The 25,591-nt window shown below is 56.4% G+C and carries 22 protein-coding genes; 16 read left to right on the forward strand and 6 right to left on the reverse strand.

Translation table 11 applies throughout. The features are described 5' to 3' along the window. Positions 1 to 72: 72 nt before the first annotated feature. On the reverse strand, positions 73 to 1,884 hold the full coding sequence (gene radD, locus V8L70_RS15415) for a DNA repair helicase RadD (protein ID WP_101147557.1): 1,812 nt from the start codon (positions 1,882 to 1,884) through the stop codon (positions 73 to 75). A 21-nt stretch (positions 1,885 to 1,905) separates the two neighbouring features. After that, positions 1,906 to 5,859, reverse strand: a complete 3,954-nt coding sequence (purL, locus tag V8L70_RS15420; RefSeq protein WP_336270040.1) for a phosphoribosylformylglycinamidine synthase — start codon at positions 5,857 to 5,859, stop codon at positions 1,906 to 1,908. Between the two features lie 184 nt (positions 5,860 to 6,043). On the opposite strand from purL, the gene mltF reads away from it, so the two are divergent. Continuing rightward, positions 6,044 to 7,507: a membrane-bound lytic murein transglycosylase MltF gene (mltF, locus tag V8L70_RS15425; RefSeq protein WP_336270041.1), complete on the forward strand. Its 1,464-nt coding sequence runs from the start codon at positions 6,044 to 6,046 to the stop codon at positions 7,505 to 7,507. A gap of 27 nt (positions 7,508 to 7,534) precedes the next feature. Here mltF and tadA read toward each other — a convergent pair whose 3' ends face one another. Then, on the reverse strand, positions 7,535 to 8,002 hold the full coding sequence (gene tadA / locus V8L70_RS15430; RefSeq protein ID WP_336270042.1) for a tRNA adenosine(34) deaminase TadA: 468 nt from the start codon (positions 8,000 to 8,002) through the stop codon (positions 7,535 to 7,537). 133 nt (positions 8,003 to 8,135) lie between these two features. Here tadA and V8L70_RS15435 point away from each other — a divergent pair, with 133 nt between their 5' ends. Beyond that, positions 8,136 to 8,954 carry an acyl-CoA thioesterase gene (locus V8L70_RS15435; protein ID WP_101147561.1) on the forward strand — a complete coding sequence of 273 codons (819 nt, stop codon included), beginning with the start codon at positions 8,136 to 8,138 and terminating at the stop codon, positions 8,952 to 8,954. 71 nt (positions 8,955 to 9,025) lie between these two features. On the opposite strand, the gene V8L70_RS15440 is transcribed toward V8L70_RS15435, so the two are convergent. Both V8L70_RS15440 and rpmE read right to left on the reverse strand, forming a co-directional pair. Then, positions 9,026 to 10,297, reverse strand: a complete 1,272-nt coding sequence (locus V8L70_RS15440; protein WP_101147562.1) for a malic enzyme-like NAD(P)-binding protein — start codon at positions 10,295 to 10,297, stop codon at positions 9,026 to 9,028. A 338-nt stretch (positions 10,298 to 10,635) separates the two neighbouring features. After that, the gene (gene rpmE / locus V8L70_RS15445; RefSeq protein ID WP_035562478.1) at positions 10,636 to 10,851 is read right to left on the reverse strand and encodes a 50S ribosomal protein L31; all 216 of its coding nucleotides are present in this window, start codon (positions 10,849 to 10,851) and stop codon (positions 10,636 to 10,638) included. Between the two features lie 158 nt (positions 10,852 to 11,009). Here rpmE and V8L70_RS15450 point away from each other — a divergent pair, with 158 nt between their 5' ends. The 13 genes from V8L70_RS15450 to tatC all read left to right on the forward strand — a co-directional run bounded on the left by V8L70_RS15450 (position 11,010) and on the right by tatC (position 23,617). Then, on the forward strand, positions 11,010 to 13,256 hold the full coding sequence (locus V8L70_RS15450; RefSeq protein ID WP_336270044.1) for a primosomal protein N': 2,247 nt from the start codon (positions 11,010 to 11,012) through the stop codon (positions 13,254 to 13,256). 124 nt (positions 13,257 to 13,380) lie between these two features. Beyond that, entirely contained in the window at positions 13,381 to 15,066 is a 1,686-nt protein-coding gene (gene argS, locus V8L70_RS15455; RefSeq protein ID WP_336270045.1) for an arginine--tRNA ligase, read from the forward strand. 3 nt (positions 15,067 to 15,069) lie between these two features. Further along, complete coding sequence (locus V8L70_RS15460; protein ID WP_336270048.1) at positions 15,070 to 15,804, forward strand: SPOR domain-containing protein; 735 nt, start codon at positions 15,070 to 15,072, stop codon at positions 15,802 to 15,804. Positions 15,805 to 15,963: 159 nt separating this feature from the next. Next, the gene (hslV, locus tag V8L70_RS15465) at positions 15,964 to 16,497 is read left to right on the forward strand and encodes an ATP-dependent protease subunit HslV (protein WP_035562093.1); all 534 of its coding nucleotides are present in this window, start codon (positions 15,964 to 15,966) and stop codon (positions 16,495 to 16,497) included. 51 nt (positions 16,498 to 16,548) lie between these two features. After that, the gene (hslU, locus tag V8L70_RS15470) at positions 16,549 to 17,871 is read left to right on the forward strand and encodes an ATP-dependent protease ATPase subunit HslU (RefSeq protein ID WP_336270050.1); all 1,323 of its coding nucleotides are present in this window, start codon (positions 16,549 to 16,551) and stop codon (positions 17,869 to 17,871) included. Positions 17,872 to 17,983: 112 nt separating this feature from the next. Further along, positions 17,984 to 18,367: a gamma-butyrobetaine hydroxylase family protein gene (locus tag V8L70_RS15475; RefSeq protein WP_035562088.1), complete on the forward strand. Its 384-nt coding sequence runs from the start codon at positions 17,984 to 17,986 to the stop codon at positions 18,365 to 18,367. Between the two features lie 161 nt (positions 18,368 to 18,528). Further along, positions 18,529 to 19,284 carry a bifunctional demethylmenaquinone methyltransferase/2-methoxy-6-polyprenyl-1,4-benzoquinol methylase UbiE gene (ubiE, locus tag V8L70_RS15480; RefSeq protein ID WP_035562085.1) on the forward strand — a complete coding sequence of 252 codons (756 nt, stop codon included), beginning with the start codon at positions 18,529 to 18,531 and terminating at the stop codon, positions 19,282 to 19,284. 31 nt (positions 19,285 to 19,315) lie between these two features. Then, entirely contained in the window at positions 19,316 to 19,975 is a 660-nt protein-coding gene (locus V8L70_RS15485; protein ID WP_336270052.1) for a ubiquinone biosynthesis accessory factor UbiJ, read from the forward strand. Continuing rightward, positions 19,972 to 21,594, forward strand: a complete 1,623-nt coding sequence (ubiB, locus tag V8L70_RS15490; RefSeq protein ID WP_101147567.1) for a ubiquinone biosynthesis regulatory protein kinase UbiB — start codon at positions 19,972 to 19,974, stop codon at positions 21,592 to 21,594. The genes V8L70_RS15485 and ubiB overlap by 4 nt, the downstream gene beginning before the upstream one ends. A 31-nt stretch (positions 21,595 to 21,625) precedes the next feature. After that, complete coding sequence (locus V8L70_RS15495; RefSeq protein WP_101147568.1) at positions 21,626 to 22,018, forward strand: phosphoribosyl-ATP diphosphatase; 393 nt, start codon at positions 21,626 to 21,628, stop codon at positions 22,016 to 22,018. Between the two features lie 76 nt (positions 22,019 to 22,094). Then, positions 22,095 to 22,373, forward strand: coding sequence for a Sec-independent protein translocase subunit TatA (gene tatA / locus V8L70_RS15500; protein ID WP_035562075.1), 279 nt, complete (start codon positions 22,095 to 22,097; stop codon positions 22,371 to 22,373). A gap of 3 nt (positions 22,374 to 22,376) precedes the next feature. Further along, complete coding sequence (gene tatB, locus V8L70_RS15505) at positions 22,377 to 22,829, forward strand: Sec-independent protein translocase protein TatB (RefSeq protein WP_101147569.1); 453 nt, start codon at positions 22,377 to 22,379, stop codon at positions 22,827 to 22,829. Further along, complete coding sequence (gene tatC, locus V8L70_RS15510; RefSeq protein ID WP_336270055.1) at positions 22,826 to 23,617, forward strand: twin-arginine translocase subunit TatC; 792 nt, start codon at positions 22,826 to 22,828, stop codon at positions 23,615 to 23,617. Before tatB ends, tatC begins: the two co-directional genes overlap by 4 nt. An 86-nt stretch (positions 23,618 to 23,703) precedes the next feature. On the opposite strand, the gene elbB is transcribed toward tatC, so the two are convergent. After that, positions 23,704 to 24,363, reverse strand: a complete 660-nt coding sequence (gene elbB, locus V8L70_RS15515; protein WP_336270056.1) for an isoprenoid biosynthesis glyoxalase ElbB — start codon at positions 24,361 to 24,363, stop codon at positions 23,704 to 23,706. 168 nt (positions 24,364 to 24,531) lie between these two features. On the opposite strand from elbB, the gene hemB reads away from it, so the two are divergent. Continuing rightward, positions 24,532 to 25,542, forward strand: a complete 1,011-nt coding sequence (gene hemB / locus V8L70_RS15520) for a porphobilinogen synthase (RefSeq protein WP_336270057.1) — start codon at positions 24,532 to 24,534, stop codon at positions 25,540 to 25,542. Positions 25,543 to 25,591: the final 49 nt, after the last annotated feature.

A 25,591-nucleotide genomic window follows, 5' to 3' on the forward strand; every position in this document is an offset into this window, starting at 1 on the left:
ATCAACACAATCGCACAGTTTAGCAAAGTCGACACCCTTAGCGACGCCCAAGTCGCAGGTAATGAAAGCGCATCACCCTGCCTCCACCGCTTTACGATAGCGTCCTTCGTAATCAAACAGCTTGTCGCGGATTTGGAAATGCCGACCCACTTTACGGCCTACGACAAAATCAGGATGGCGCAGGCGGCGCTGCTCGGCGACTACCTCATCAGCGCTCAACGGCTGCCATTTGCCGCCTGGTGCGCGCAGGTGATAGCGCAGAAATGCGGCATAAAAGGCGCGCCGTTGAGCAGGCGTTTCCAGTGCGAACCACTCGGAGAGCTGGGTGCCATCTTCATCGTGGTAAGTCACTTTCAAACGCGGCAGGCCACGACCATTGGTCGTCGCTTCCAGTTGCATACCGCTTACTCGCAATACTTTGGCATCTTTCAGCTTTAGGGCATCTTTTAGCTTGTCATCTGCGTCCACCAACAGCTTGTCGCAGCCATGGCAGCGCCGGGCAGCGATATCATTTTCGGCACCGCACTCATCGCAAACTTTAAAGCGAAACCGGAAGTCACACTGATGGCGCTTACCCTCATCATCTTCCATTAGCCCCTGGCACCGGCGGCCAAAGTGCTCGATGACGATGTCACCATCTCGCTTGCCCCAGTATAGGTTGGCATGGCCGCAAGCGGGGCACTCGACTTGAACCGGCTCACTATCGCTATCTGGCTTCGGTTCGCCCACTTCCGGCGCGAAGATATCCCAGGGATTACCGGCGTAATCCAGAATCAGGCAGTCGTTTTTGCCCGGCGACAAACGCAGTCCTCTACCCACCATCTGTTGATAAAGGCTAACCGACTCAGTGGGGCGTAAAATAGCGATCAGATCCACGTGGGGAGCATCGAAACCGGTGGTCAGCACCGCGACGTTAACCAGATATTTCAGCTCACGTGCTTTGAAGACATCAATCAGCGCTGTGCGCTCCTGGGAGGGGGTCGCACCGGTGATAAGCGCCGCTTCGGCTCGCGGCAAATAGCCGATAATTTCTTCGGCATGGGCCACCGTGGCGGCAAAGATCATTATCCCCTGGCGATCAGCCGCGCGTTCGACGATTTGCCCGATAATACCCGGCGTTGCCCGGCTACCCGCCACCACGCGATTGAGTTCCTCCTCCTGAAAAAAACCGCTTGAAGAGGGATTAAGGGCTGAGAAATCATAGCCCTCAATGGCCATATCCAGGCGTTTGGGGGCCGCCAGATAACCCTGCTTCACCATCAGCCGCAGCGGCTGCTCAAAGACACAGTCGCGAAAAAAGCTCTCTTCACTGCCCCTGACCATACCGTGGTGATGGCGGTAATAGATAAACCCCTGCCCTAACCGATACGGCGTCGCAGTGAGCCCGAGAATTTTAAGCTGTGGGTTTTGGCTCCGCAGGTGTTCAATCACCTGGCGGTAGCTTGCGTCCTCGTTAAGCGATACGCGGTGACTCTCATCGATGACCAGCAAGGTAAAATTAGCGTCATTAAAGCGATCTAAGTTGCGCACCACCGACTGCACCGAGCCAAAGACCACTTGCCGACTCGCCTCTTTACGCTTTAGGCCCGCGCTAAAAATATCGGCCTCAAGCCCATAAGCCTGATACTTGGCATGGTTCTGCTCCACCAGCTCGCGTACGTGAGCGAGCACCAGTACACGCCCACGCGCAAGACGCGCCAGCTCGGCAATCACCAGGGATTTACCGCTGCCGGTAGGCAGCACCACCAACGCCGGCTCACTGGAAGCACGAAAATGCACGACCACCCGTTTTACCGCTTCCTGTTGGTAGGAGCGCAATTGGGGCGTCTGGGCTATGGATGAGAAAGGCGGCCCTGAGGCCGCCTTGTGGTGTTGCGTCATCATTCACCTATGCGGGTGTATCCGTTAGCCCAACCAAACGCGAGCGTTGCGGAATAGGCGCAGCCAAGCACCATCTTCAGTCCACTCCGCCGGACGCCAAGAGTTGGTGACCGCCCGAGCGACACGTTCAGGGTGCGGCATCATGATAGTCACGCGGCCATCGGGCGTGGTTAGCCCCGTAATACCCGACGGCGAGCCGTTAGGGTTCGCCGGGTAGCGGGTCGTCACTTGGCCATAGTTGTCGATGTAGCGAAGCGCAATCTGGCTGCTCGACTGCATGCTACGCAGATGAGCGCTGTCACGGAACGCCGCCTGCCCCTCACCATGAGCAACCGCAATGGGCAGCTTGGAGCCTTCCATGCCGGCAAGCAGAATCGAAGGACTCTTCTCAACCCGCACCATGGAGACCCGCGCTTCAAACTGCTCAGACTCATTGCGGACAAAGGTCGGCCAATTTTCAGCGCCAGGAATCAACGATTTGAGCTGAGAGAGCATCTGACAGCCATTGCAGACACCCAATGAGAAACTATCGTCTCGGGCGAAGAACGCCGCAAACTGTTCACGGGCGCGTTCGTTGAACAGCACCGATTTAGCCCATCCGCCGCCTGCGCCTAGCACGTCGCCATAAGAGAAGCCGCCACAGGCGACAAGGCCCTTGAATTCATCCAGCGAAACACGCCCTTCAAGGATGTCACTCATGTGTACGTCAACTGCTTCAAACCCGGCTTTATCGAAGGCCCAGGCCATTTCCACCTGGCCATTGACGCCCTGCTCGCGCAGTACGGCCATGGCAGGTTTAGCGGTATTAACAAACGGTGCGCTTATGTCGTCGTTGATATCAAACGTGGGCGTCGCGGAGAGCCCTGGATCACGGCTATCGAGCAGGTTGTCGAATTCGTTCTTGGCGCACTCAGGGTTATCGCGCAGCGCCTGCATGCGATAACTGGTTTCAGCCCAGGTGCGCTGAGTGAGCAGACGCGTGGTTTCCAGCAAGGGCTCTTCAAATAGCGTGACGCGCACTTGGTCGTCGTAACGGGGACGAGCAATCACGCCACAGGTTTCGATACCGGCCACGGCAAACTGCGCCAGCACTTCTTCAGTGTGTTGGCGATTGACTTGAATGACCGCGCCGAGCTCTTCGGAGAACAGTGCATTCAGCGCCTCTACCGGTTCATCGATCATCCAATCGAGCTTGATCTCAAGCCCCGCATGGGCAGCAAAGGCCATTTCTAACAGAGTGACCAACAGGCCGCCATCGCTGCGATCGTGGTAGGCCAATAGCTTACCGTCGCGGTTAAGGCCCTGAATGACCTCGAAGAAGGCTTTAATATCCTCCGGATCGTCTACATCAGGGCAGTCGTTACCCACCTGGCCGTATACCTGCGCCAAGGCAGAACCACCCAAGCGGTTCTGACCGCTGCCCAGGTCGATCAAAATCAGATCAGATTCATCTTGATCCAGATTGATCTGCGGCGTAAGCGTTGCCATTGCATTGGTGACCGGCGCGAAGCCCGTGACGACCAGCGAAAGCGGCGACGTTACGCTCTTGTCTTCGCTTTCACCTTGGTCGTTCTCATCAGTCCAGGCGGTGCGCATGGACATCGAATCCTTGCCCACCGGAATCGCAATGCCCAATGCCGGGCACATCTCCATGCCCACGGCGTAAACAGCATCATAAAGCGCTTGATTTTCACCGGGGTGGTCAGCAGCGCTCATCCAGTTAGCGGAGAGTTTGATATCGCTAAGCTTGGCAATTGGCGCGGCCGCCAGATTGGTAATTGCTTCGGCAACGGCCAAGCGAGCGCTTGCCGCGGGGTTGATCAACGCCACCGGCGGACGCTCCCCCAACGCCATGGCTTCACCGGCGAGGGTGTCATAGCTTGCCGTGGTAACCGCCACATCGGCTACCGGCACCTGCCAGGGGCCGACCATTTGATCACGGGCCACTTGGCCGGTAATCGAGCGATCGCCAATGGTGATCAGGAAGCTTTTGGAGGCGACTGTCGGCAGGCGCAGCACCCGATCCAGCGCTTCGCGAAGGTCAAGATTATCGAGCATCATGCCCGAGAGTTCGGGATCGTGGCGTTCAAACTCACGCTGCATTTTGGGTGCTTTGCCGAACAGCACGCTCATCGGCAAATCGACCGGCTTGCTGCTGAAATGGCCATCGCGCACTTCCAAATGGTGCGCTTCCATCGCTTCACCAACTACGGCATAAGGGCAACGTTCGCGCTTACACAGCGCGTCAAAGGTGTCCAGGTCTTCGGGCGCGACGGCTAGCACGTAGCGCTCTTGCGCCTCATTGCACCAGATTTCCAGCGGGCTCATGCCCGGCTCAGCATTTGGCACCGCGCGCAAATCAAAGCGGCCGCCACGGTTGCCGTCTTTGACAAGCTCCGGCAAAGCGTTGGAAAGCCCGCCTGCGCCCACATCGTGAATAAAGCGGATGGGGTTGTGATCGCCCAGCGCCCAGCAGCGGTCTATGACTTCTTGAGCGCGACGCTCGATTTCCGGGTTTTCGCGCTGTACCGAGGCGAAATCCAAATCGGCGCTGGAGGTACCGGACGCCATGCTGGAGGCAGCACCGCCGCCCAGACCAATCAGCATCGCCGGGCCGCCCATCACAATCAGCTTGCCACCGACCGGGATATCGCCCTTTTGGACGTGATGAGCACGAATATTGCCATAACCACCGGCGAGCATGATCGGCTTGTGGAAACCGCGCCGCTCAATACCGCCTTCGTTCAGGGATTCCTGCTCGTAAGTGCGGAAATAGCCGGTTAGATTGGGGCGACCAAACTCATTGTTGAACGCGGCCCCACCAATCGGGCCTTCGAGCATAATGTTAAGCGCCGACTCCATGCGCCCCGGCTTGCCGTAATCAAACGCTTCCCAAGGCTGCACGAACTCAGGAATGCGCAGGTTGGAGACAGTAAAACCTGACAGACCGGCTTTGGGTTTACCGCCGATACCCGTGGCGCCCTCATCGCGGATCTCCCCACCCGAGCCGGTTGCAGCGCCGGGGAAGGGGGCAATCGCGGTGGGGTGATTGTGGGTTTCGACCTTCATCAGGATGTGAATAGGCTCCTGATGCGTGGCGTAAAGAGCACGCTCGTCCTCTGCTCCTGTCAGCGGCGTTGCAAAGAACCGCCCACCCTGGCTGCCCTTGATGACAGCGGCATTATCACTGTAAGCGGAAAGCACATTGTCCGGCGACGACGCAAAGGTGTTCTTGATCATCTTGAACAGCGAGTGGCTTTGCGGCTCGCCGTCGATGATCCAGTCGGCGTTGAAAATTTTGTGACGGCAGTGCTCGGAGTTGGCCTGGGCAAACATCATCAGCTCAACATCGCTGGGGTTACGCCCTAATTCGTTGAAGGCATCTACCAAGTAATCAATTTCATCTTCTGCCAGCGCCAGCCCCAGCGCTTGGTTGGCTGTCGCTAAGGCTTCCCGGCCCCCTGCTAGAATATCCACACTACCCAACGGCGCCGGGTCGTGCTGGGCAAACAACTTAGCGGCGTCTGAAGCATCGGATAGCACGGTTTCAGTCATACGGTCATGCAGCAGTGCCGCCAGCGCGTTCAGGCTCTCTTCATCCGGCATGTCGGTAAAGCTGACCCGATAATCGATGCCGCGCTCGATACGGCTAATCTGGCGCAATCCGCAATTGTGGGCGATATCGGTCGCTTTAGACGACCAGGGCGACTGGGTACCCAAACGCGGCACCACTAAAAAACGCTGGGCGTTTTTCGGAACCTCAACGCTTGCGTGAGCCGGCACATAGTCCAGCAACTGCACCAAACGCGCGTGGGCGGTATCATCCAGCGTCTTGCTGTGGTTATGAGCGTTAAGATCGATGAAATGAACATAGTGGGCAGACAGCGCTTCCACCTCGGGAACACGTTCACGCAGCACCGTTAACAGCCGAGCATAACGGAAGGCAGAAAGGGCGGGCGCGCCTCGCAGTTCGAGCATATCCTGAAGCCTCTAGAGCAGGGAAATTCGAGCAGGGAAATCACCGGGCCGCTAGGCGGCCGTGCTTTTATGATAGCGAAAAACGCCTATGATACTGGAAACCAGCCACCACACGAAATCAACAAGGTGACAGCGTGACCTGGGCTGGGTATCGTGGCAGCTTGTTTCATGCCGACAAGACGCCATGCTGACGTTGATTTGCCGACATTTTATTGCCCGTGCCAGCGCTTATTATGCGTTAACTGCCGTTACGCTTTTGACCATGGTACCCACTCTCTCTCTTGTTCCCCCAGGCGAGCATTTAACGCATATCAGCACAAAAGACTTTATTACCGTTCACACCCGCAATACTCCCACGACCTATTACGAAGGCCGCCAGGGCCCTACCGGTTTTGAGTATGAGTTGATGCATCGCTTTGCTGACTATCTGGGAGTGAGCCTTAACCTTGATGCCAGCCACCACCCAGAAAGCGTCCTGCCTGCGGTGCGTGATAAAGGAGACCTAGGTGCAGCAGCGCTGCCACTGCTGCCTGACAGCCCCGGTATTCACTACACTCGCCCCATCATTCAAATGCAGCCGCTGGTGGTTTACCGCCGCGGCCTGAATGGCATTAAAGAGCCGAGTGACCTTGTCGGCTTAGAACTTGGCACGCTCAGCGAAGCCGGTACCGATGAAGCGCTGCGCGACCTTCAGCGGCGTCATCCTACCTTGAGCTGGAAAGAGTCTCACGAGCTTGAAGTCGCCGAACTGCTGGCGCGCGTTGAAGACGGCACCCTGGATGCCGCGGTCATTTTCGAGCATCAGTTTCGTTTAAATCGGCTTTTTTTCCCCAACGTAGAACGTGGTTTCATACTCGGGGACCCACTTTCCATGGCATGGGCGGTGCCTAGCGGTCGCGGCTTAGGATTGCTTGAAGCCGCCAATCGCTTCCTACAAGACCTTCAGGAAAGCGGCACGCTTGATCGGCTGGTAAGCCGCTACTTCGGCCATGACGACTATTTAGAGTATGTCGGCACGCGCACCTTTCTTGATCACCTTGATGCACGCTTGCCCCGTTACACGGAACTGTTCCAGCAGGCTGCCCGCGAAACAGAGTTTGACTGGAAGTTATTAGCGGCAGTGGGGTATCAGGAATCCCACTGGGACCCAGACGCCGTCTCGCCAACGGGCGTGCGTGGTTTGATGATGCTGACCAACCCCACGGCGGGTGAAATGGGCGTGACGGACCGCACAGACCCCGCCCAGAGCATTGACGGCGGTGCCCGCTATTTACGCAGTATTAAAGACCGCTTACCGGAAGGCATCACCGGCGATGATCGCCTGTTTATGGCCATGGCGGCCTACAACGTGGGTCTTGGCCACCTTTATGACGCGCGTAAGATTGCGGAAATGCGTGGCGGCGACCCCGACAGCTGGCAAGATGTGCGCGCGGCGCTACCGCTATTACAGCAGCGTGAATGGCATAGCCAAACGCGTCACGGCTACGCCCGTGGCGGTGAGCCGGTGATATACGTACGCAACATCCGTCGTTATTACGAAATGATTCAATATGTGGAACGTAGTCGTCAGCAATTTTTTCAACTAGAACAAACATCTGTCAACGATGACCCGCTGGTATTGTTTGAACTTGTGCCGCCGCTTGATTAACAGCGTCGTAGCATTTCCAATTCAGTATTACTGATTCAATTGCTTGCGCCGGGCGGCGAAGAAACCCTTCAGCAGCTTTTGCGAGGCTGCGCTCAATACCCCACCGGTCACCGCGATCTGATGATTAAACCACGGCTGTGCCAACAGGTTAGCCTTTGATTCGACCATGCCCGCACGGGGTTCGGCGGCCCCGTAGACTAGGCGGGCCAGACGAGCATGAATCATCGTGCCCGCACACATCATACAGGGCTCCAGGGTGACAAACAGCGTGCAGCCTTCAAGGCGATAGTTGCCCTGGTGCTTGCCCGCCTCGCGTAGGGCACGAACTTCCGCATGGCCGCTAGGGTCGCAGCTGGCCACCGGCGCATTACACCCCACACCAATAATCTCTCCCTGCGCATCGACAACCACTGCCCCTACAGGCACCTCGCCCGCCGCCGCGGCCAGGTGGGCTTGGTCAAGCGCCCGGTGCATGTAAAATTCATCGCTGCGCATAAACGTAAACTCCGCTAAGGTAGCAAAACGATCGTATGAAAGGGGTGCCCGGCGCCGTGGCAACTCATTACTTTCACCGATAGCATTCTTTCACCGACCGCATTCGATAGAGACAGCCGCAAGGATACCGAGAATGACAGACGCGCTGAACAAATTGGTAGCGTTACTAGAGCTAGAAACGCTGGAAGAGACGCTATTTCGTGGTCAGAGCCAGGATCTAGGCTTTCCTCAGCTTTACGGTGGCCAGGTTCTTGGCCAAGCGCTGGCGGCCGCCGCGCGCACTGTGCCAGACGAGCGTCGCCCGCACTCTCAACATGGCTACTTTCTGCGCCCCGGCGACCCCCATCGCCCCGTTGTCTATCAAGTGGATACCATTCGCGACGGCGGCAGCTTTACCACCCGCCGCGTTACTGCCATTCAAAAAGGTCGGCCGATCTTTTTCTGCAGCGCCTCTTTTCAGAGCGAGGAAGCAAGCTTTAGCCATCAGCGCGACATGCCGAATGTCGCCACCCCCGAGGCGCTGCTAGAGAGCGGCGATGCCAAACATGACCGCTTTCCCGGCCACCCCATTGAGTTTTTGCATCTCACGGGCAACCCCGACAACGGCACGCCTGCAGGCCAGTGTTTGTGGTTTCGCCTTTCAGGCACACTGCCAGACGACCCGGCCCTGCATCGCCACCTGCTCTCGTACGCCTCTGACTTCAACCTGCTGACCACCAGCCTGATTCCCCACGGCATCGAGTACCGCGACCCCAAGCTGCGCATCGCCAGCCTAGACCACGCCTTATGGCTACACCAGGACACACGCCTGGACGATTGGCTGCTGTATGTTATCGATTCACCCTGGGCAGGCGGCGCTCGCGGGCTGGCGCGGGGGCATATTTATAGTCGCGACGGTCGATTAGTGGCCTCTACCGCTCAAGAAGGGCTAACGCGTTATTCACAAAACTAAACAGATACTCTCTCAAACATTTACGCCCGCTTATTAGCGGGCGTAAATAGTTACCAGAATGCTGCGGTTTATTAGCCACCGTAAACGTCGTTGATAGACGTTAGCGGATAGTGCGCAGGAAACGGTTTGCGCGCCACGCCAGAGTCAACCGCGGCTTGGGCAACCGCCGAGGTGACTCGCGCCAACAGGCGAATATCGACAGGCGTGGGAATGATGTACTCGCGGCCAAAACTCATCTCGGTGCGCTCGTAGGCATCCAGCACTTCCTGAGGAACCGGCTCTCGGGCCAGATCTTTCAGCGCATGCACGGCGGCCAGTTTCATCTCTTCGTTAATGCGTGTAGCACGAACATCCAGCGCACCACGGAAGATAAACGGGAAGCCCAGCACGTTGTTGACCTGGTTCGGGAAATCCGAACGGCCAGTGGCCATGATCACATCCGGGCGCGCTTCGCGGGCAACGTCAGGATGAATTTCCGGATCCGGATTAGTGCAGGCAAAAATCACTGGGTCTGGCGCCATTTTCTTGACCTGTTCAGCGGAGAGCAGGCCCGGGCCGGAAAGGCCGATAAATACGTCAGCGTTGTCGATGGCATCATCCAAGGTGCGCATCTCGGTATCGCGGGCGAATTCAGCCTTGTATTCGTTGATGCCTTCGCGGTCCGTGTGAATGACACCACGGCGATCAAGCATCACAAGATTGTCTTTACTTGCGCCACAGGAGACCAGCAGGCGCATGCAGGCAATCGCCGCCGCTCCTGCGCCCATGCAAACAATCTTAACGTCTTGGATACGTTTACCAGCGATCTCCAGCGCATTGAGCATGCCTGCCGCCGTGACAATCGCGGTGCCGTGCTGGTCATCGTGGAAGACCGGAATACTGCAGCGCTCAATCAGGGCTTTTTCAATTTCAAAGCACTCCGGCGCCTTGATATCTTCAAGGTTGATGCCACCCCAGGTATCGGCAATGCGCGCGACGGTATCGATAAACGCCTGTGGGCTTTCCGCATCCACCTCGATATCCACCGAGTTAATGCCAGCAAAGCACTTAAACAGCACGCCTTTGCCTTCCATGACTGGCTTACTCGCCAGTGGGCCCAGATTACCTAAGCCAAGAATAGCGCTGCCGTCGGTGATAACGGCAACCAGATTACCCTTGCCGGTATAGCGGTAGGCATTTTCCGCATCCCTGGCGATTTCAAGCACTGGCTCAGCCACGCCTGGGCTATACGCCAGCGCCAAATCCCGTGCCGTTGCGGTGGGTTTGGTCAACTCCACCGACAGCTTACCGGGAATCGGTTTTGCGTGATAATCCAAAGCAGCCTGCTTAGTTGCATCCGTCATGGTCAGAGTCCAGTTAACATAAAGTAGATAAGTCGTTTCAGAATATAGAAAAAACCTATGCGCCTCAAGCTCGCCGTCAACTCATATCAAAACGCCCGTTTAACTGAATTTTACCTTCATATTCGCCACATTTCGCAGATATTTGCTGAAACTTATGTAAAACAGCGTTAGTCATAACGCTTTACTTATTGCTGTACCGCAACATTAGCGCAGCATTTGTGAAAATTTTTTCCACAAAAATATAGCTGGTTTTTTAGCGAGACAACAAAAAACCCACGCCGCGGCGTGGGTTTTGCGCAAGTACGACCTGTACTTGCGATATGGCTATCCGAGTTGGATTAGCCGCGCTTAACAGCAGCGCCGAAACGCTTGTTGAAGCGCTCTACGCGGCCACCAGTGGTCGCTTGCTTCTGCTTACCAGTATAGAACGGGTGGCAGTTGGAGCACACATCCAGAGAGAAGTCCTGACCTGAAGTAGAACCTACCTGGAAATTAGCACCGCAAGAACAGTTGGCGGTGACCGTGTTGTAATTCGGGTGGATACCTTGTCTCATCTCGAACCTCACGAAGCTATATGCCGCCACCTGATCTCGTGCCAGGCACCGCATACGGGTTTGGAAAAACTACTAACCGGTTGGCCGCTCTTTCGTTACGATAAGATCGCTAAGATTGAGCGGTCGCATATTCTAGCAAAACTAACGCCGGAGGCCAATTGCCTGATTCTGTTTCTTCGCGGGTACCGCCTCAAGTGCTTAACCAAATACTTAAAATAGCGCTGCCCTCACCGCTGCGGCGCCTGTTCGACTACTTGCCGTCTAACGTGACTCCCGCTTGCGGTTGGCAGCCGGGACTGAGGGTGCGGGTGCCTTTTGGGCGCCGCGAAGTCGTCGGTGTGGTCGTGGAACTTACCGACCACACCGACCTGCCGCGCAGCCAATTGCGCGCGGTAAGCGAGACGCTGGACGACGCGCCGCTGCCAGCAGACTGGCTCTGGTTATGCCGCTTTGCCGCCCGCTACTATCAGCACAGCCTGGGCGACACCCTGCACCATGCCATGCCCGCGCGGCTACGCCAGGGACACGCGATGGCCGGTCGCACGCAAACACTTTGGATGGCCCAAGGTGACGGCGCGCAGGAAACCCTCAGCCGAGCGCCTAAGCAAGCAGAGCTGCATGCGCTTTTACGCCAGCACCCCCATGGCCTACCCGGTCGTGCGGTTAGCGCCCATGGCTTTGCTCGCGACCAGCTATTAGCGCTAGAGAAGAAAGGCTTGGCCACTAGCCAGGAACATATTCTCACTGCACCTACGCCGCCAAGTGGCAACTTACTCGCGACTCCCGCGCTCCCCCTAAACCGTGAACAGGCCACGGCGCTGGCCGCGCTGCATGAAAAGCTTGAAAACTATCACCCTTGCTTATTGGAAGGCGTTACCGGCAGTGGTAAAACGGAAGTCTATCTGCAGCTGATTGAAGCCGTGGCCGCCAAAGGTAAGCAGTCGCTGGTGCTGGTGCCGGAAATTGGCTTAACGCCGCAAACGCTGGCCCGCTTTAGAAGCCGTTTTCGCGTGCCCGTGGTGGCGCTGCATTCGGGCCTTACCGACCCTGAGCGCTTAGATGTATGGGAAGCCGCCGCTAGCGGCCGGGCACTGATTATTATCGGCACCCGCTCGGCCATTTTCACGCCATTGGCTAACCCCGGTGCGATTATTGTCGATGAGGAGCATGATGGCTCCTACAAGCAGCACGACGGTTTGCGCTATCACGCTCGCGACCTTGCGGTTGCACGCGCGCATTACCATAAAATCCCGCTGCTCATGGGCAGCGCCACGCCGTCCTTAGAGAGCCTGCATCAGGCGCTTAGCGGCGCCTACCGCCACCTCCGCCTGACCCAGCGCCCCAGCCGCCACCCACCGGCCAAGCTGGAACTGATCGACCTGCGCCACCAGCGCCGCCAGGGCGGCTTGCTGCCGGGGGCAATTAAGGCGATCAAAAGCACCTTGAGCGCTGGCAAGCAGGTGCTGATTTTTATCAACCGACGCGGCTTTGCCCCGACGCTTGCCTGCCACGCCTGCGGCTGGATGGCCGAGTGCGGACAGTGCGATGCACGCATGACGCTGCATCGTCAGCCCGCGCTGCTAGCCTGCCACCACTGCGATAGTCGCCGCGCCCTGCCGGACGCCTGCCCCGAGTGCGCCAGCGGCGACCTGCGCGCCTTGGGCAGCGGCACTGAACGCACGGAAGAGACGCTCCAGACGCTGTTTCCAAAGACAACCATTCACCGCATTGACCGCGACAGCACTCGGCGCAAGGATAGCTTCGAGCAAGTGTTAAAAGAGATTCAGCGCGGTGAGCCCTGCGTGTTAGTCGGTACCCAGATGCTCGCCAAGGGCCACCACCTGCCCCACGTTACCTTGGTGGTGGTAGTCAATGCCGACGGCGGACTGTATGCCGCCGATTTCCGCGCACTAGAGCACAGCGCGCAACTGCTTGAGCAAGTGGCAGGCCGTGCGGGTCGTGCCGCCCACCCAGGCCGGGTGCTGGTACAGACACTGCATCCTGACGACCCCCATTTAGGCCAGCTCGCTGAGCACGGCTACGGGGCGCTAGCGCGCAACATGCTGGAAGAACGGCGTATCGCCCAGCTGCCTCCGTTCTGCTTTATGGCGCTGCTACGCATCGAAAGCCCCAAAGAGGATGCCGCCTTGGCCATCGCGCAACAGGCCGCTCAGGCCCTGCGCCAGTGGCTAAAAGAAACAGGCGTAGCGACCCGCTGCCTGGGACCGGTGCCGGCACCGATGGAAAGACGCCAGAATCGTTACCATTTACATGTCATGCTATCGGCCCATAAACGTAGCCAACTTCATCTCGCTGTTAGTTGGCTGGTGCAATGGCTGGAAGTAAATCGCGAGGCACGCAAGGTGCGCTGGTCGATCGATATTGATCCGCAAACGCTCTCCTGACATCGGCATGCCATCACATGGCTTTGAAACTGCGGCTCAATTGCTGATAATAGCCGCTTTAACGACGCACCAGTAACAGGTTCGCGTAAGCACACGCCGCCACCGACGACACCCGGATACCTAAATGAAAGACACCATAGTTTCTCTGCTCGAAGGCGCGGTTACCGCGCTCAAGCACCAAGGCGTGCTGCCGAACGACCTTCAACCCACGATCAAAGTCGACCCTACCAAAGACAAAGCCCACGGTGATTACGCCACCAACTTAGCGCTTATGCTGGCCAAAACGGCTGGTAAAAACCCACGTGAATTGGCTAATTCGCTGGTGGCCGCGCTTCCCGAAAGCGACGCTATCCAAAAAACCGAGATTGCGGGGCCCGGCTTTATCAACTTTTTCGCCGCCGCCGATGCCGCCGCACAAATCGTTGCCCAAGTGCTCGACTGTGGCGACACCTTTGGCCGCAGCCTAATCGGTAAAGGTGGGAAAGTGCAGGTTGAGTTCGTATCTGCTAATCCTACGGGCCCGCTCCACGTCGGTCATGGTCGTGGCGCGGCGATTGGCGATTGCCTATGCCGCCTGCTCGAAGCCACCGGTTATGACGTTACCCGCGAATTCTATTACAACGATGCGGGCGCCCAGATCGCTAACCTGGCGCGTTCTGTACAAGCGCGAGTAAAAGGCTTGGGGCCTGACGACGCTAGCTGGCCCGAAGATGGCTATCGCGGCGAGTATATTCTTGATGTCGCCAACGACTATTTGGCGGGTAAAGCGGTGAGCGCTGACGACCGCGAAGTCACCGCCAAAGCCGATCCAGACGACCTGGACGCTATTCAAGAATTCGCGGTGGCGTGGCTACGCCGCGAGCAGGACCTGGATCTAAAAGCCTTCGGCGTTGAGTTCGACGTTTATTTCCTTGAATCATCACTGTACGAAGACGGCAAGGTAGACGCTACCGTTGAGAAGCTGGTGAGCGCAGGCCACACTTATGAAGATGACGGCGCCATGTGGCTGCGCACCACCGATTTCGGTGATGACAAAGACCGCGTGATGCGCAAACAGGACGGTGGCTACACCTACTTCCTACCCGATGTGGCCTACCACCTGGACAAGTGGCAGCGCGGCTTCAAAACCGTAATTAACGAGCAGGGTGCCGATCACCACTCCACCGTTACCCGTGTGCGCGCTGGTTTACAGGCGCTGGAAGTGGGCATTCCCAAAGGCTGGCCCGACTACGTGCTCCACCAGATGGTGATGGTCACCCGCTCCGGCGTCGAGGTAAAACTCTCCAAGCGCGCCGGTAGCTATGTCACCGTGCGCGACTTGATCGACGAAGTCGGCCGCGATGCCACGCGTTTTTTCCTCGCCGCCCGCCGCGCTGACTCCCAGCTCACCTTTGATATCGACCTGGCGCGCTCGCAGTCGAACGACAACCCGGTTTATTACATTCAATACGCGCACGCTCGGGTATGCAGCATGCTGCGCAAAGCACAGGATGCCGACCAGCCGTTTGATCATGCATTAGCCATAGCCAATCTAGCCCTGCTGGATAGCGATCAGGAAAAAGCCGTTCTTAACCGCTTGGCACGCTTCCCTGAAGTGGTGGAAACCGCCGCTAGAAACCGCGAACCACAGCAGGTTGCCCAGTATTTGCTCGATCTTTCCGGCGACTTCCACACCTGCTATAACGCCGTCAAGGTAATGGTTGAGGACGACACCCTACGCAACACGCGCTTGGCACTCGGCCTCGCTACCCGTCAAGTGCTGCGCAATGGGCTTGATTTAATGGGGGTTAGCGCCCCAGAGGAGATGTAATCAATGGCTAGCCCGCGTAAAAAGCCCGCCTCCCGCCGCGGAGCCACTTCGCAGCGCAAATCCCCCCGTAGCTCTAGTGGCGGCTTTCGCCTTCCTGGTTGGCTATGGGGCTTGGTCGGCATGGCGGCAGGTTTTTTCTTGGCGCAACACCAGCACGGCACCGCGCCTTGGCAAGAGCAGAGCGAAGCGCCTCAGGCCACGGTTCTGCCCAAGCCCGCGGGTAGTGAGGAGCGCGCTGCGGCTCGGGAAACCGAAGAGGCCGCTGAGCCATCAATGCCGACCTTTGAGTTTTATACACTACTGCCGGAAACCGAGGTCATTGCCCCTGGCGTCACGCTGCCGTCAAGCGTTGTGCGCCCGGAAGTTCCCGAGCAAGCGGCCGAGAGCGATACCGCCTCTGGCGCGGCCAGCGACGACCCCATCGCCCAGGTCATTGCCGCTAACACCCGGCCTGAAGACCAGATTTCAGCAGCCAAGGAGAGTGAAGCGGCTACCAACACTCCCGGGCGTTATATGCTTCAGGCCGCTTCATTTCGTGAGGCAAGTGACGCCGAACAGCTGCGCGGCCGACTGCGCAACTTAAGCCTGTTGGCGGAAGTTAGCGAAGTCCAGGCGGATGGTAATACCTGGCACCGTGTTCAAGTGGGGCCTTACGAGGATACCCGCGAGCTGAACCGCGCTCAGGATTTAATGAACACCCAGGGTATCGAACCACTACTTATCCAGCTGCAGAACTAATAATCCCATCTTGAATACCCTGCGGGCGGTTGATTTTTTATCAGCCGCCCGCATTTTGTTGTGAACGCTTACACAATGGTCGCTTCCAGAAGCAGTATGTTAAAGAGCAAGTGACCTGCCAGTCATCGGGAGCGCGCCTCCCACCAAGGAGTTATCTCCATGACCACTATTGTCTCCGTTCGTCGTGGTAACCAGGTCGCCCTCGCTGGCGACGGTCAAGTTTCGCTGGGCAATACCGTAATGAAGGGTAACGCCAGCAAAGTACGCCGCCTCTACCGCGGCAAAGTACTAGCCGGGTTTGCCGGTGGCACCGCAGATGCGTTCACGCTATTTGAGCGCTTTGAAGCGCAGTTGGAAAAATACCAAGGTCATCTCACCAAAGCAGCGGTCGAACTCGCCAAAGACTGGCGCACCGACCGAGCGTTGCGCCGTTTAGAAGCACTGCTGGCCGTGGCTGACCATAGCGCCTCGCTGATCATTACCGGTAACGGTGATGTGGTCGAGCCTGAGCGCGGCATTATTGCGATTGGCTCTGGTGGCAATTTTGCCCAGGCCAGCGCCCGAGCGCTGTTAGAAAATACCGAGCTTTCGGCGCGTGAAATTACTGAGAAATCGCTGGCGATCGCTGGTGATATCTGTGTGTTTACCAATCATCACGTGACGCTCGAAGAGCTGTCGATTGACGATCGCTAATCACTTTACGCGACTCGCAAACGCCGCTCATTGCCCACAAAGGTTACTTATATGACTCAGATGACACCCCGCGAAATTGTTCACGCTCTAGACCAGTACATTATTGGCCAGCAAGATGCTAAACGCGCCGTTGCAATCGCCCTGCGTAACCGCTGGCGCCGCATGCAGCTCGATGATGACTTGCGCCCAGAGGTCACGCCTAAGAACATTCTGATGATTGGCCCCACCGGTGTGGGTAAAACCGAGATTGCCCGCCGTTTGGCCAAGCTGGCCAAAGCACCGTTTATTAAAGTTGAAGCGACCAAGTTCACTGAAGTCGGCTATGTTGGCCGTGACGTTGAGTCGATTATTCGCGACTTGATGGAAGCCGCGATTAAGATGGTGCGCGAACAGGCGAAAGAAGAAGTTGGCAACCGTGCCGCGGATGCCGCCGAAGATCGGGTTCTAGATGCCCTTCTTCCGCCTCCCCGTGGCCAGGAAGATAAGCCACGTGAAGAAGGCAGCACTCGCCAGTCCTTCCGTAAAAAATTGCGTGAAGGCCAGCTGGACGATAAAGAGATCGATATTGAAATATCCTCTCACGGCCAAGGCATCGATATCATGACCCCGCCGGGCATGGAAGAGATGACCAGCCAACTGCAGAGCATGTTCTCCAACATGGGTCAGCAGAAGCGTCAGAATCGCCGCGTAACGGTCAAAGAAGCGCTGGTTCTGCTGCGTGATGAAGAAGCGGGCAAGCTGGTCAACGAGGAAGAGATCAAGGCGCGCGCGGTTTACTCGGTAGAGCAGCACGGCATCGTCTTCCTGGATGAGATTGACAAGGTGGCCAAGGGCAGCGGCCAGTCTAGCGGCGGCGAAGTATCTCGCGAAGGCGTTCAACGCGACCTGTTACCGCTGATTGAAGGCTCCACCGTGTCCACCAAGTACGGCATGGTCAAAACCGATCACATTCTGTTTATCGCTTCTGGCGCCTTCCACCTATCGCGCCCGTCGGACCTTATTCCTGAGTTACAGGGCCGTCTGCCGATCCGTGTAGAGCTTGATGCACTGACGCCCAACGACTTCAAACGCATCCTCACCGAGCCCTCTGCCTCACTGACCAAGCAGTATCAAGCGCTGCTGGCGACAGAAGGTCTTGATGTGGAGTTTACTCCCGACGGTATCGAGCGCATCGCGCAGATCTCTTGGCAGGTCAATGAAGGCACTGAAAACATCGGCGCCCGCCGCCTGCACACGGTAATGGAGCGGTTGTTAGAAGAAGCCTCCTTCAAAGGCGGCGATATGGAGAGCCCGCTGGTCATCGACGCTGATTACGTCAATGCCCAGCTTGGCGAACTGGCGGTCGACGAAGACCTGTCGCGGTATATTTTGTAAGCTGCGCCTGCGGTTATTATCAGCGCTGGCATCGTCAGCAACAGCAAGCCCGCTCTTCGCGGGCTTGCTGCTATGACATTTAGCCATGGACACTTAGCCATGAGGTCTCATCATGAACGCCCCTACCCCCACTCGTGTTCACTACCATAAGCAGTCCCGTGAGCTGGAACTTGGCTACGCCACTGGTGAGAGTTTTCGCCTCCCGGTTGAGTTTTTACGCGTCTACTCGCCATCTGCCGAAGTGCGCGGCCACGGTGGCGACACCGCCGTTCTCCAGGTAGGTAAAAAAGATGTCGGCCTGCAGAATATTACCCAGGCAGGCAACTACGCGCTGAAGCTTCACTTTGACGACGGTCATGACAGCGGCCTGTTTAGCTGGAACTACTTATACGATCTGGCTACTCACCAGGAAGCTTACTGGAACAATTACTTACAGCGCTTAGAAGACGCCGGTGCCTCGCGCGAGCCGGCCAGTATTCAATTCAAGCAACTGTGATGGCATAACTCACGCCACTGCAACAAACTAGGCAGGGACGCTAGGCAGACAAGCCAGGGCGGACAAGGCTACAATGACGCTAACTTTTTAATCGCGTCGGCCCTCAGTCAAAAGACCAAAGGTCGATCTGCCATCGCCTAAAATTCGGGAGCTACCGCCCAATGAGCCCCACAGAAAAACGCACGACTCATTTTGGTTACCAGGAAGTACCGGTTGATGAGAAAGCGTCACGAGTAGCTGACGTATTCCACTCGGTAGCCGCCCGCTACGACGTAATGAACGACTTGATGTCGATGGGTATCCACCGGGTTTGGAAACGCATGACTATTGAGCGCGCCGGTGTGCGCCCTGGTCACCACGTGCTTGATATCGCTGGCGGCACGGGCGACTTAACCCTCAAGTTTTCCCGCCTGGTTGGCCCGCGTGGCAAAGTAGTGCTGGCGGATATCAACGCCTCGATGCTCAAAGTCGGCCGCGACAAGCTGATGGATAATGGCGTCGGCGGCAACGTAGAGTACGTTCAAGCCAATGCCGAAAACCTGCCGTTTCCCGATAATAGCTTCGACTGCATTACGATCGCTTTTGGGCTGCGCAATGTCACCGACAAAGACGCTGCGTTGCGCTCCATGGCGCGCGTTCTTAAACCCGGTGGGCGCCTGTTGGTATTAGAGTTCTCCAAACCCAACAACCCTTTGCTGTCTAAGGCTTACGACGAGTACTCCTTCCGCCTGCTGCCCAAAATGGGCGAACTGGTGGCGGGGGACGGCGAAAGTTACCGCTATTTGGCGGAGTCGATTAGGATGCACCCCGACCAGGAAACGCTCAAAGCCATGATGGAAGCTGCCGGGCTAGAGCGGGTCGAGTACACCAATCTGACGGGCGGTATCGTTGCACTACACCGCGGCATTAAGCTATGAGACTTCAGACGCTACAGACCCAGAGGCCAGCATGCTGGTAACCCCGACCCTGCTGTTGGCCGGATGTGAACGCACGCTCAATGCCCTACTCGCCCGCGACCCGGCAGCCCCCGCACGGCTGGCAGCGCTGGTGGGCAGCCGTTTGCTTATACGCCTGGAGCAGCCACATCTTGAGCTTGTGATCCACTACCACCACGCAGGCTTAGACCTGATGCGTGGCGTAGGTGTTGATGAAACCGAGGTAGATGCGGTCGTCGAGCTGAATCCGGAAACATTTTCAGAGTGGATCAGCGGCGCCTCGATTGAGCGGCTAATGTTCGATGGCAAACTGGCCGTACGTGGGCGCATCCATCTGCTTGAAGCGACCCGCGAGCTGTTTTTCGATTTAGACATTGATTGGGAAAGCGAGCTGGCCCGCTGGCTTGGCGATATGCCCGCTCACTCGCTGGCCGAAGGGTTGCGTCGCGCCGCTCGTTGGGGGCTGCGTGCCAAAGATGAGCTGATGCAGGATGTTTCTGAATATGTCTTTGAAGAAGCCCGCCTGCTACCCGGACAGCAACAGCGCAACGTGCTACGCGATCACTTAACCGAACTGGAAATCGCCACCGATCGTCTGGAAGCGCGCTTTAACCGCTTGCAGCGCAAGCTGACGCAACCGCCGCAGAGCGCCTCTCAGGAGCCACGCCCATGAGCCTGCGCCTGCTACGGATTAGCTGGGTAATCACGCGCCACCGGCTAGACACATTACTGCCGCTGGAACGCTTGCCCTGGTGGCTGCGGACGCTACTGTGGTTTTCACCGTTACGCCTGGTGCCGATCGGCAAGCGATCGCGGGGTGAACGCCTGCGCTTGGCGCTAGAAGCGCTAGGGCCAATTTTCATTAAATTCGGACAGATGCTCTCGACCCGCCGCGACTTGCTACCGGCAGATATCGCCGATGAGCTAAAGCGCCTTCAGGATCAGGTGCCGCCTTTTCCCGGTGATCTTGCCGCTGCCCGCGTCGAGAAAGAGCTGGAAATGTCGCTGGCGGATGCCTTTGCTGAATTTGACCACGTACCGCTCGCCTCTGCATCGATTGCCCAGGTACACGCAGCAAGTCTGCACGGCGGTGAAGACGTAGTGGTAAAAATCATTCGTCCCGGCATTGATCGCGTCATGCGTCAGGACATGGCGCTGATGTACCAAGTCGCCAAGCTATTTTCCAAAATCCCCGAAGCGCGACGTTTGCGCCCGGTGGAAGTCATCCGCGACTACGAAGCCACGTTGTTTGATGAGCTGGATCTCTATAAAGAAGCCGCCAACACCTCGCAGCTTAAACGTAACTTTAAAGACTCACCGCTGCTATTTGTACCTACCATCTATTGGCCCTTCACCCGCCGCCACGTGATGGTTCAAGAGCGCATTCGCGGCATACCGGTCGCCGATTTAGACACGCTAATTGCTCGTGGCACGAACCTTAAAAAGCTCGCCGAGCGCGGCGTTGAGCTTTTCTTTACCCAGGTATTTCGTGACAACTTCTTCCACGCGGATATGCACCCCGGCAATATCTTTGTTAACTGTGACAACCCCGAAGACCCGCAGTACATCGCCATCGACTGCGGCATCGTGGGCAGCCTGACCCGAGAGGATCAGGACTATTTGGCGCGCAACTTATTGGCATTTTTTCACCAAGACTATTACGAAGTCGCCGCACTGCATATTGAGTCCGGCTGGGTGGGTGAAAATACTCGCGCCAATGAGTTCGCGGCAGCCATCCGCACCGTCTGCGAGCCTATTTTAGAGAAGCCGCTGAAAGACATCTCCTTTGGCCAAGTGCTCCTGGGTCTGTTTCAAACCGCGCGACGTTTTAATATGGAAGTGCAGCCGCAATTGGTTCTATTGCAGAAAACGCTGCTCAATATTGAAGGCTTAGGGCGTCAGCTCTATCCTGACTTGGACCTTTGGAGCACCGCCAAGCCGTATTTAGAGCAGTGGATGAAAGAGCGTGCGGGTGTCAGCGGTTTATGGGAATCACTCAAGCGGCAGGCACCGGAGCTTTCACACCAGCTACCTGAATTGCCTGTACTCGCGCACCAAGCGCTTAGCCGCATGGAGCATGAGCATCGTCAACGTCATCAGCAGGTGGACTCCATTAACGCCATGCGCGTACAGATGGTGCGGCAGGGCAAGCGGCTTTACCGCCTGCGCCTGGGTTTGATTCTGCTGGCACTGGCACTGGCTTGGCAGCCATTAAGCGGTTGGATTGAGCTCCAGGAGTGGCCAATACTGGCTGCCGCTGCGATTGGCCTCTTACTGCTGGTATGGCAATAGCGCAGTGCATTAAACGTTTATAAGGATTCCCATGGACAGCAACTCATTATCGCCTGACAATTTACCAACCAACACTTTTTCGACAAACAGTGCGTCTGTGCTGGATACTCTCAATGAGGTACTAAAGCAGCGGCGACACGCAGCAGCAGAAGATTCTTATGTTGCCTCCTTGCATCATAAGGGTTTGAACATGATACTCGAAAAGATTGGCGAAGAAGCGACTGAAACAGTGCTTGCGGCAAAAGATGCGGAGCACGGTGGTGAGGCTGAGCGCCAAGCGTTGATTTCTGAAACGGCCGACCTGTGGTTTCATAGTATGGTGATGCTGTCGCACCTGGGGATGGATCATCAGGCTGTTTTAGACGAACTGGCGCGACGCGTTGGCATTTCCGGGCACGAAGAAAAAGCGTCTCGTCAGCCATAGCGGTCACAGAAACTGTCGTATAGTGAAAACCAAGCTGGAAAAAAGATAGTCAACCTGCTCCCATGAGGAAACGCATATGTTAGGTGGTATTAGTATTTGGCAGTTGCTGATTGTCCTGGGCATCATCATCCTGGTTTTCGGCACCAAAAAACTGCGTAATGTGGGCACCGACCTAGGCGGGGCGGTCAAGGGCTTCAAGAAAGCCATGCACGATGAAGAGAAAAATAAAGAGACGGATAAAGAAGACGCTGACCAACCGCATGCCAAAGTGAGCCATGAAGAGCCTGGCAACACTTATGACGTTCAAGCCGAAGAGAAACAGGCCGCCAACGAACGTAACGAAGAGCGCAAATAAACCATGCTGGATATCGGCTTTCTTGAACTAATGCTCATTGGCATCGTCGGGCTGTTGGTGCTTGGCCCGGAGCGGCTGCCTAGGGCCGCTCGCACGACGGGTATGTGGATTGGCAAAATCAAGCGCACGGTATCCGGCATGCAGCGTGAAATTAGCGCTCAGCTTGAAGCAGAAGAGTTACGCCAAAAGCTTAACGAACAGCAGAAGAAGCTCGACGATAGCTTGAAAAAAGCCAAGCTGGATGTAGAGAGTATTGCCGATACCCCTTCTACTCCTCGGTCAGCGCCAGCAACCAAAGCGACGCAGAGCGAGACAGAGCAGCGCGTCGCCAAGGCGAGCTCCCGATTGGATGATGCCCTGCAAACGGTACGTGAAGAAACGCCTCCTTCATCGATAGAACCTGAGCCGACTGAATCACAAAAGGCTGCATCAAATAAGGATCGTAACCACCAATGAGTATGTCTGGCGATTCAAAGGAGCCGCGTGAAGACCAAAGCCAAGCCCCTCTTATTGAGCACCTGATTGAACTACGTTCACGGTTGATGCGCGCCGTGATCGTGATTCTGGTAGTCTTTTTGGGCCTTTATTCATTTGCCAATGATATTTATACCTTCGTCGCCGAGCCGTTAATGGATCTGCTGCCCGAAGGCTCGCAAATGATCGCCACAGAAGTGGCCTCGCCATTCTTAGCGCCATTTAAGCTTACCCTGGTCGTCGCGGTGTTTATCGCCATTCCCTTTGTGCTGCATCAGGCCTGGGCGTTTATCGCGCCGGGGCTTTACGACAATGAAAAAGCACTGGCGATCCCGATTCTGGTCTCAAGCATTGCGCTGTTCTATGGCGGTGCGGCGTTTGCCTATTACGTGGTTTTTCCGCTGCTGTTTGAGTTTTTCACCCAAACCGGGCCTGACAACATCGCGATCATGACCGACATTAACCAGTATTTGAACTTTGTTCTTAAACTGTTTTTTGCTTTCGGGGTAGCGTTTGAAATTCCTATTGCGACCTTCTTGCTTATCCTCTCTGGCGCCACGACGGTGGAAAGTCTGTCCAAAAAACGTCCCTATATTCTTTTAGGCTGCTTTGTCATCGGTATGCTGCTAACCCCGCCGGATGTGATTTCCCAAAGCCTCCTGGCGATCCCCATGTACCTGCTCTACGAAGTAGGGCTACTGTTTGGCCGTTTGGTGCGCAAACGCAAAGAAGAGAAAGAGACTGCTGAAGAGCAAGAAGCCGATCTCTAAGCAGATCAGCGCAGCACGCAGATACTGAAAAAGCCGTCGCCATTAACCATGGCGACGGCTTTCTTATCTGCTCTACGACGGCGTACTTAATCCATCATTTCAGCAATACGATCTACCAATTTAAAGATACCAGTGGCCGCTTCACTAATGCGCGTAGCCAGCATATAAGCAGGCGTGGTCACCACGCGGTGCTCAAGGTCGACGACAATATCTTCTACTGCACAGCTGCGATGCAACCCGCCCATGGCACTAATCGCCCCGGAAACCGCCGGATCATTACCCACGGTCACTGCAATACCGTCACCCAATAGACGGGGCACCAGTACGGGGGAAATACACATCAAGCCAATGGGTTTGGCCTCTTGACGAAAACCAAACAGCGACTCTTTTAGCGCTTCCAGCACCTGCATATTGTCGCTGGCACTGGCGAAATCCGACAGATTTTTGGCGACACCGAAACCACCAGGCACAATTACGGCATCGAAGTTATCAGCGTCTAGCTCATCCAACGGGCGGATGTTTCCACGCGCCAAGCGGGCAGACTCCTGCAGCACATTACGCTGTTCACCTTCCGCTACCTCTTGCGTGAGGTGGTTGATAACGTGATGCTGTTCTATATCCGGGGCAAAACAGTGGTAACCAATACCCAACTGATCCAAGCGCAACAGCGTTAACGTCGTCTCATATATCTCTGAACCATCATAAACGCCGCAGCCAGCTAAAATCACCGCCACCTGTTTGGTCATGCCTATCTCCTTATCCCAGGGTCTGCCGATCGCAATACAGCAAAGCAATTGCTCACTTTAGTCAGTCTACCTTGTTGTCACAAGACGGCTTTCGCCGCAGGGCATGGCTGATATACTCCATTCAGACCTTCGGGCACCCTCATTTGCGTTCCTTAATGGAGACACCCCTTGAGCATACCTACCCCCCGTCACTTCCCCGCCACACGCATGCGTCGAATGCGCCGCGATGATTTTTCACGCCGCTTGATGCAGGAGAACAACCTTAGCCCGTCAGATTTGATCCTGCCGGTGTTTGTACTGGAAGGCGACAACCAGCGTGAAGCGGTGGCCTCAATGCCCGGTGTGGAGCGGCTTTCGATCGACCTACTGATTGAGCAAGCCCGTGTGGCTTACCAACTGGGCATTCCTGCGTTGGCGCTTTTTCCAGTTGTCGGCCCTGAGCACAAAACTGAGTTAGCCGAAGAAGCCTATAGCGCCAGCGGCTTAGTACAGCGTAGCGTGCGCGCCCTTAAAGCAGCCCTTCCCGAACTCGGCATTATTACCGACGTGGCGCTCGACCCGTATACCAGCCACGGCCAGGACGGCATTCTCGATGAGAGTGGCTACGTGCAGAATGACCGCACGGTGGATACGCTGCTTAAACAGGCACTCTCCCATGCCGAAGCAGGCGCTGACGTGGTGGCGCCTTCCGACATGATGGATGGTCGTATCGGCGCGATCCGCCAAGTGCTGGAACAGGAACATCTCCACAACGTGCGGATTATGGCTTATAGCGCCAAGTATGCCTCCCACTACTATGGGCCCTTCCGCGATGCCGTTGGCTCAGCCACCAACTTGGGCAAAGCCGACAAGCGTACCTATCAAATGGACCCTGCCAACAGCGATGAAGCATTGCATGAAGTAGCCATGGACATCGCCGAAGGCGCCGACATGGTGATGGTCAAGCCGGGTATGCCTTACCTGGATGTCGTTCGCCGTGTAAAATCTGAGCTAAAAGTGCCGACTTTCGCTTATCAAGTCAGCGGTGAGTACGCCATGCATCGCGCCGCCTTCGACAATGGCTGGCTGGAAGCGGAACCGGTGATTTTGGAATCATTGATGTGCTTCAAACGAGCAGGTGCCGATGGAATTTTGACCTATTTCGCTCTCGACGCAGCGCGTTTATTACAGCGCCACTAAACTACTGCGACAAAGATGACAACAAGGTGACACTTGTTTGTCATCTTCT

It is taken from the genome of Vreelandella arctica, assembly GCF_037070215.1.
Lineage (GTDB): Bacteria > Pseudomonadota > Gammaproteobacteria > Pseudomonadales > Halomonadaceae > Vreelandella > Vreelandella arctica.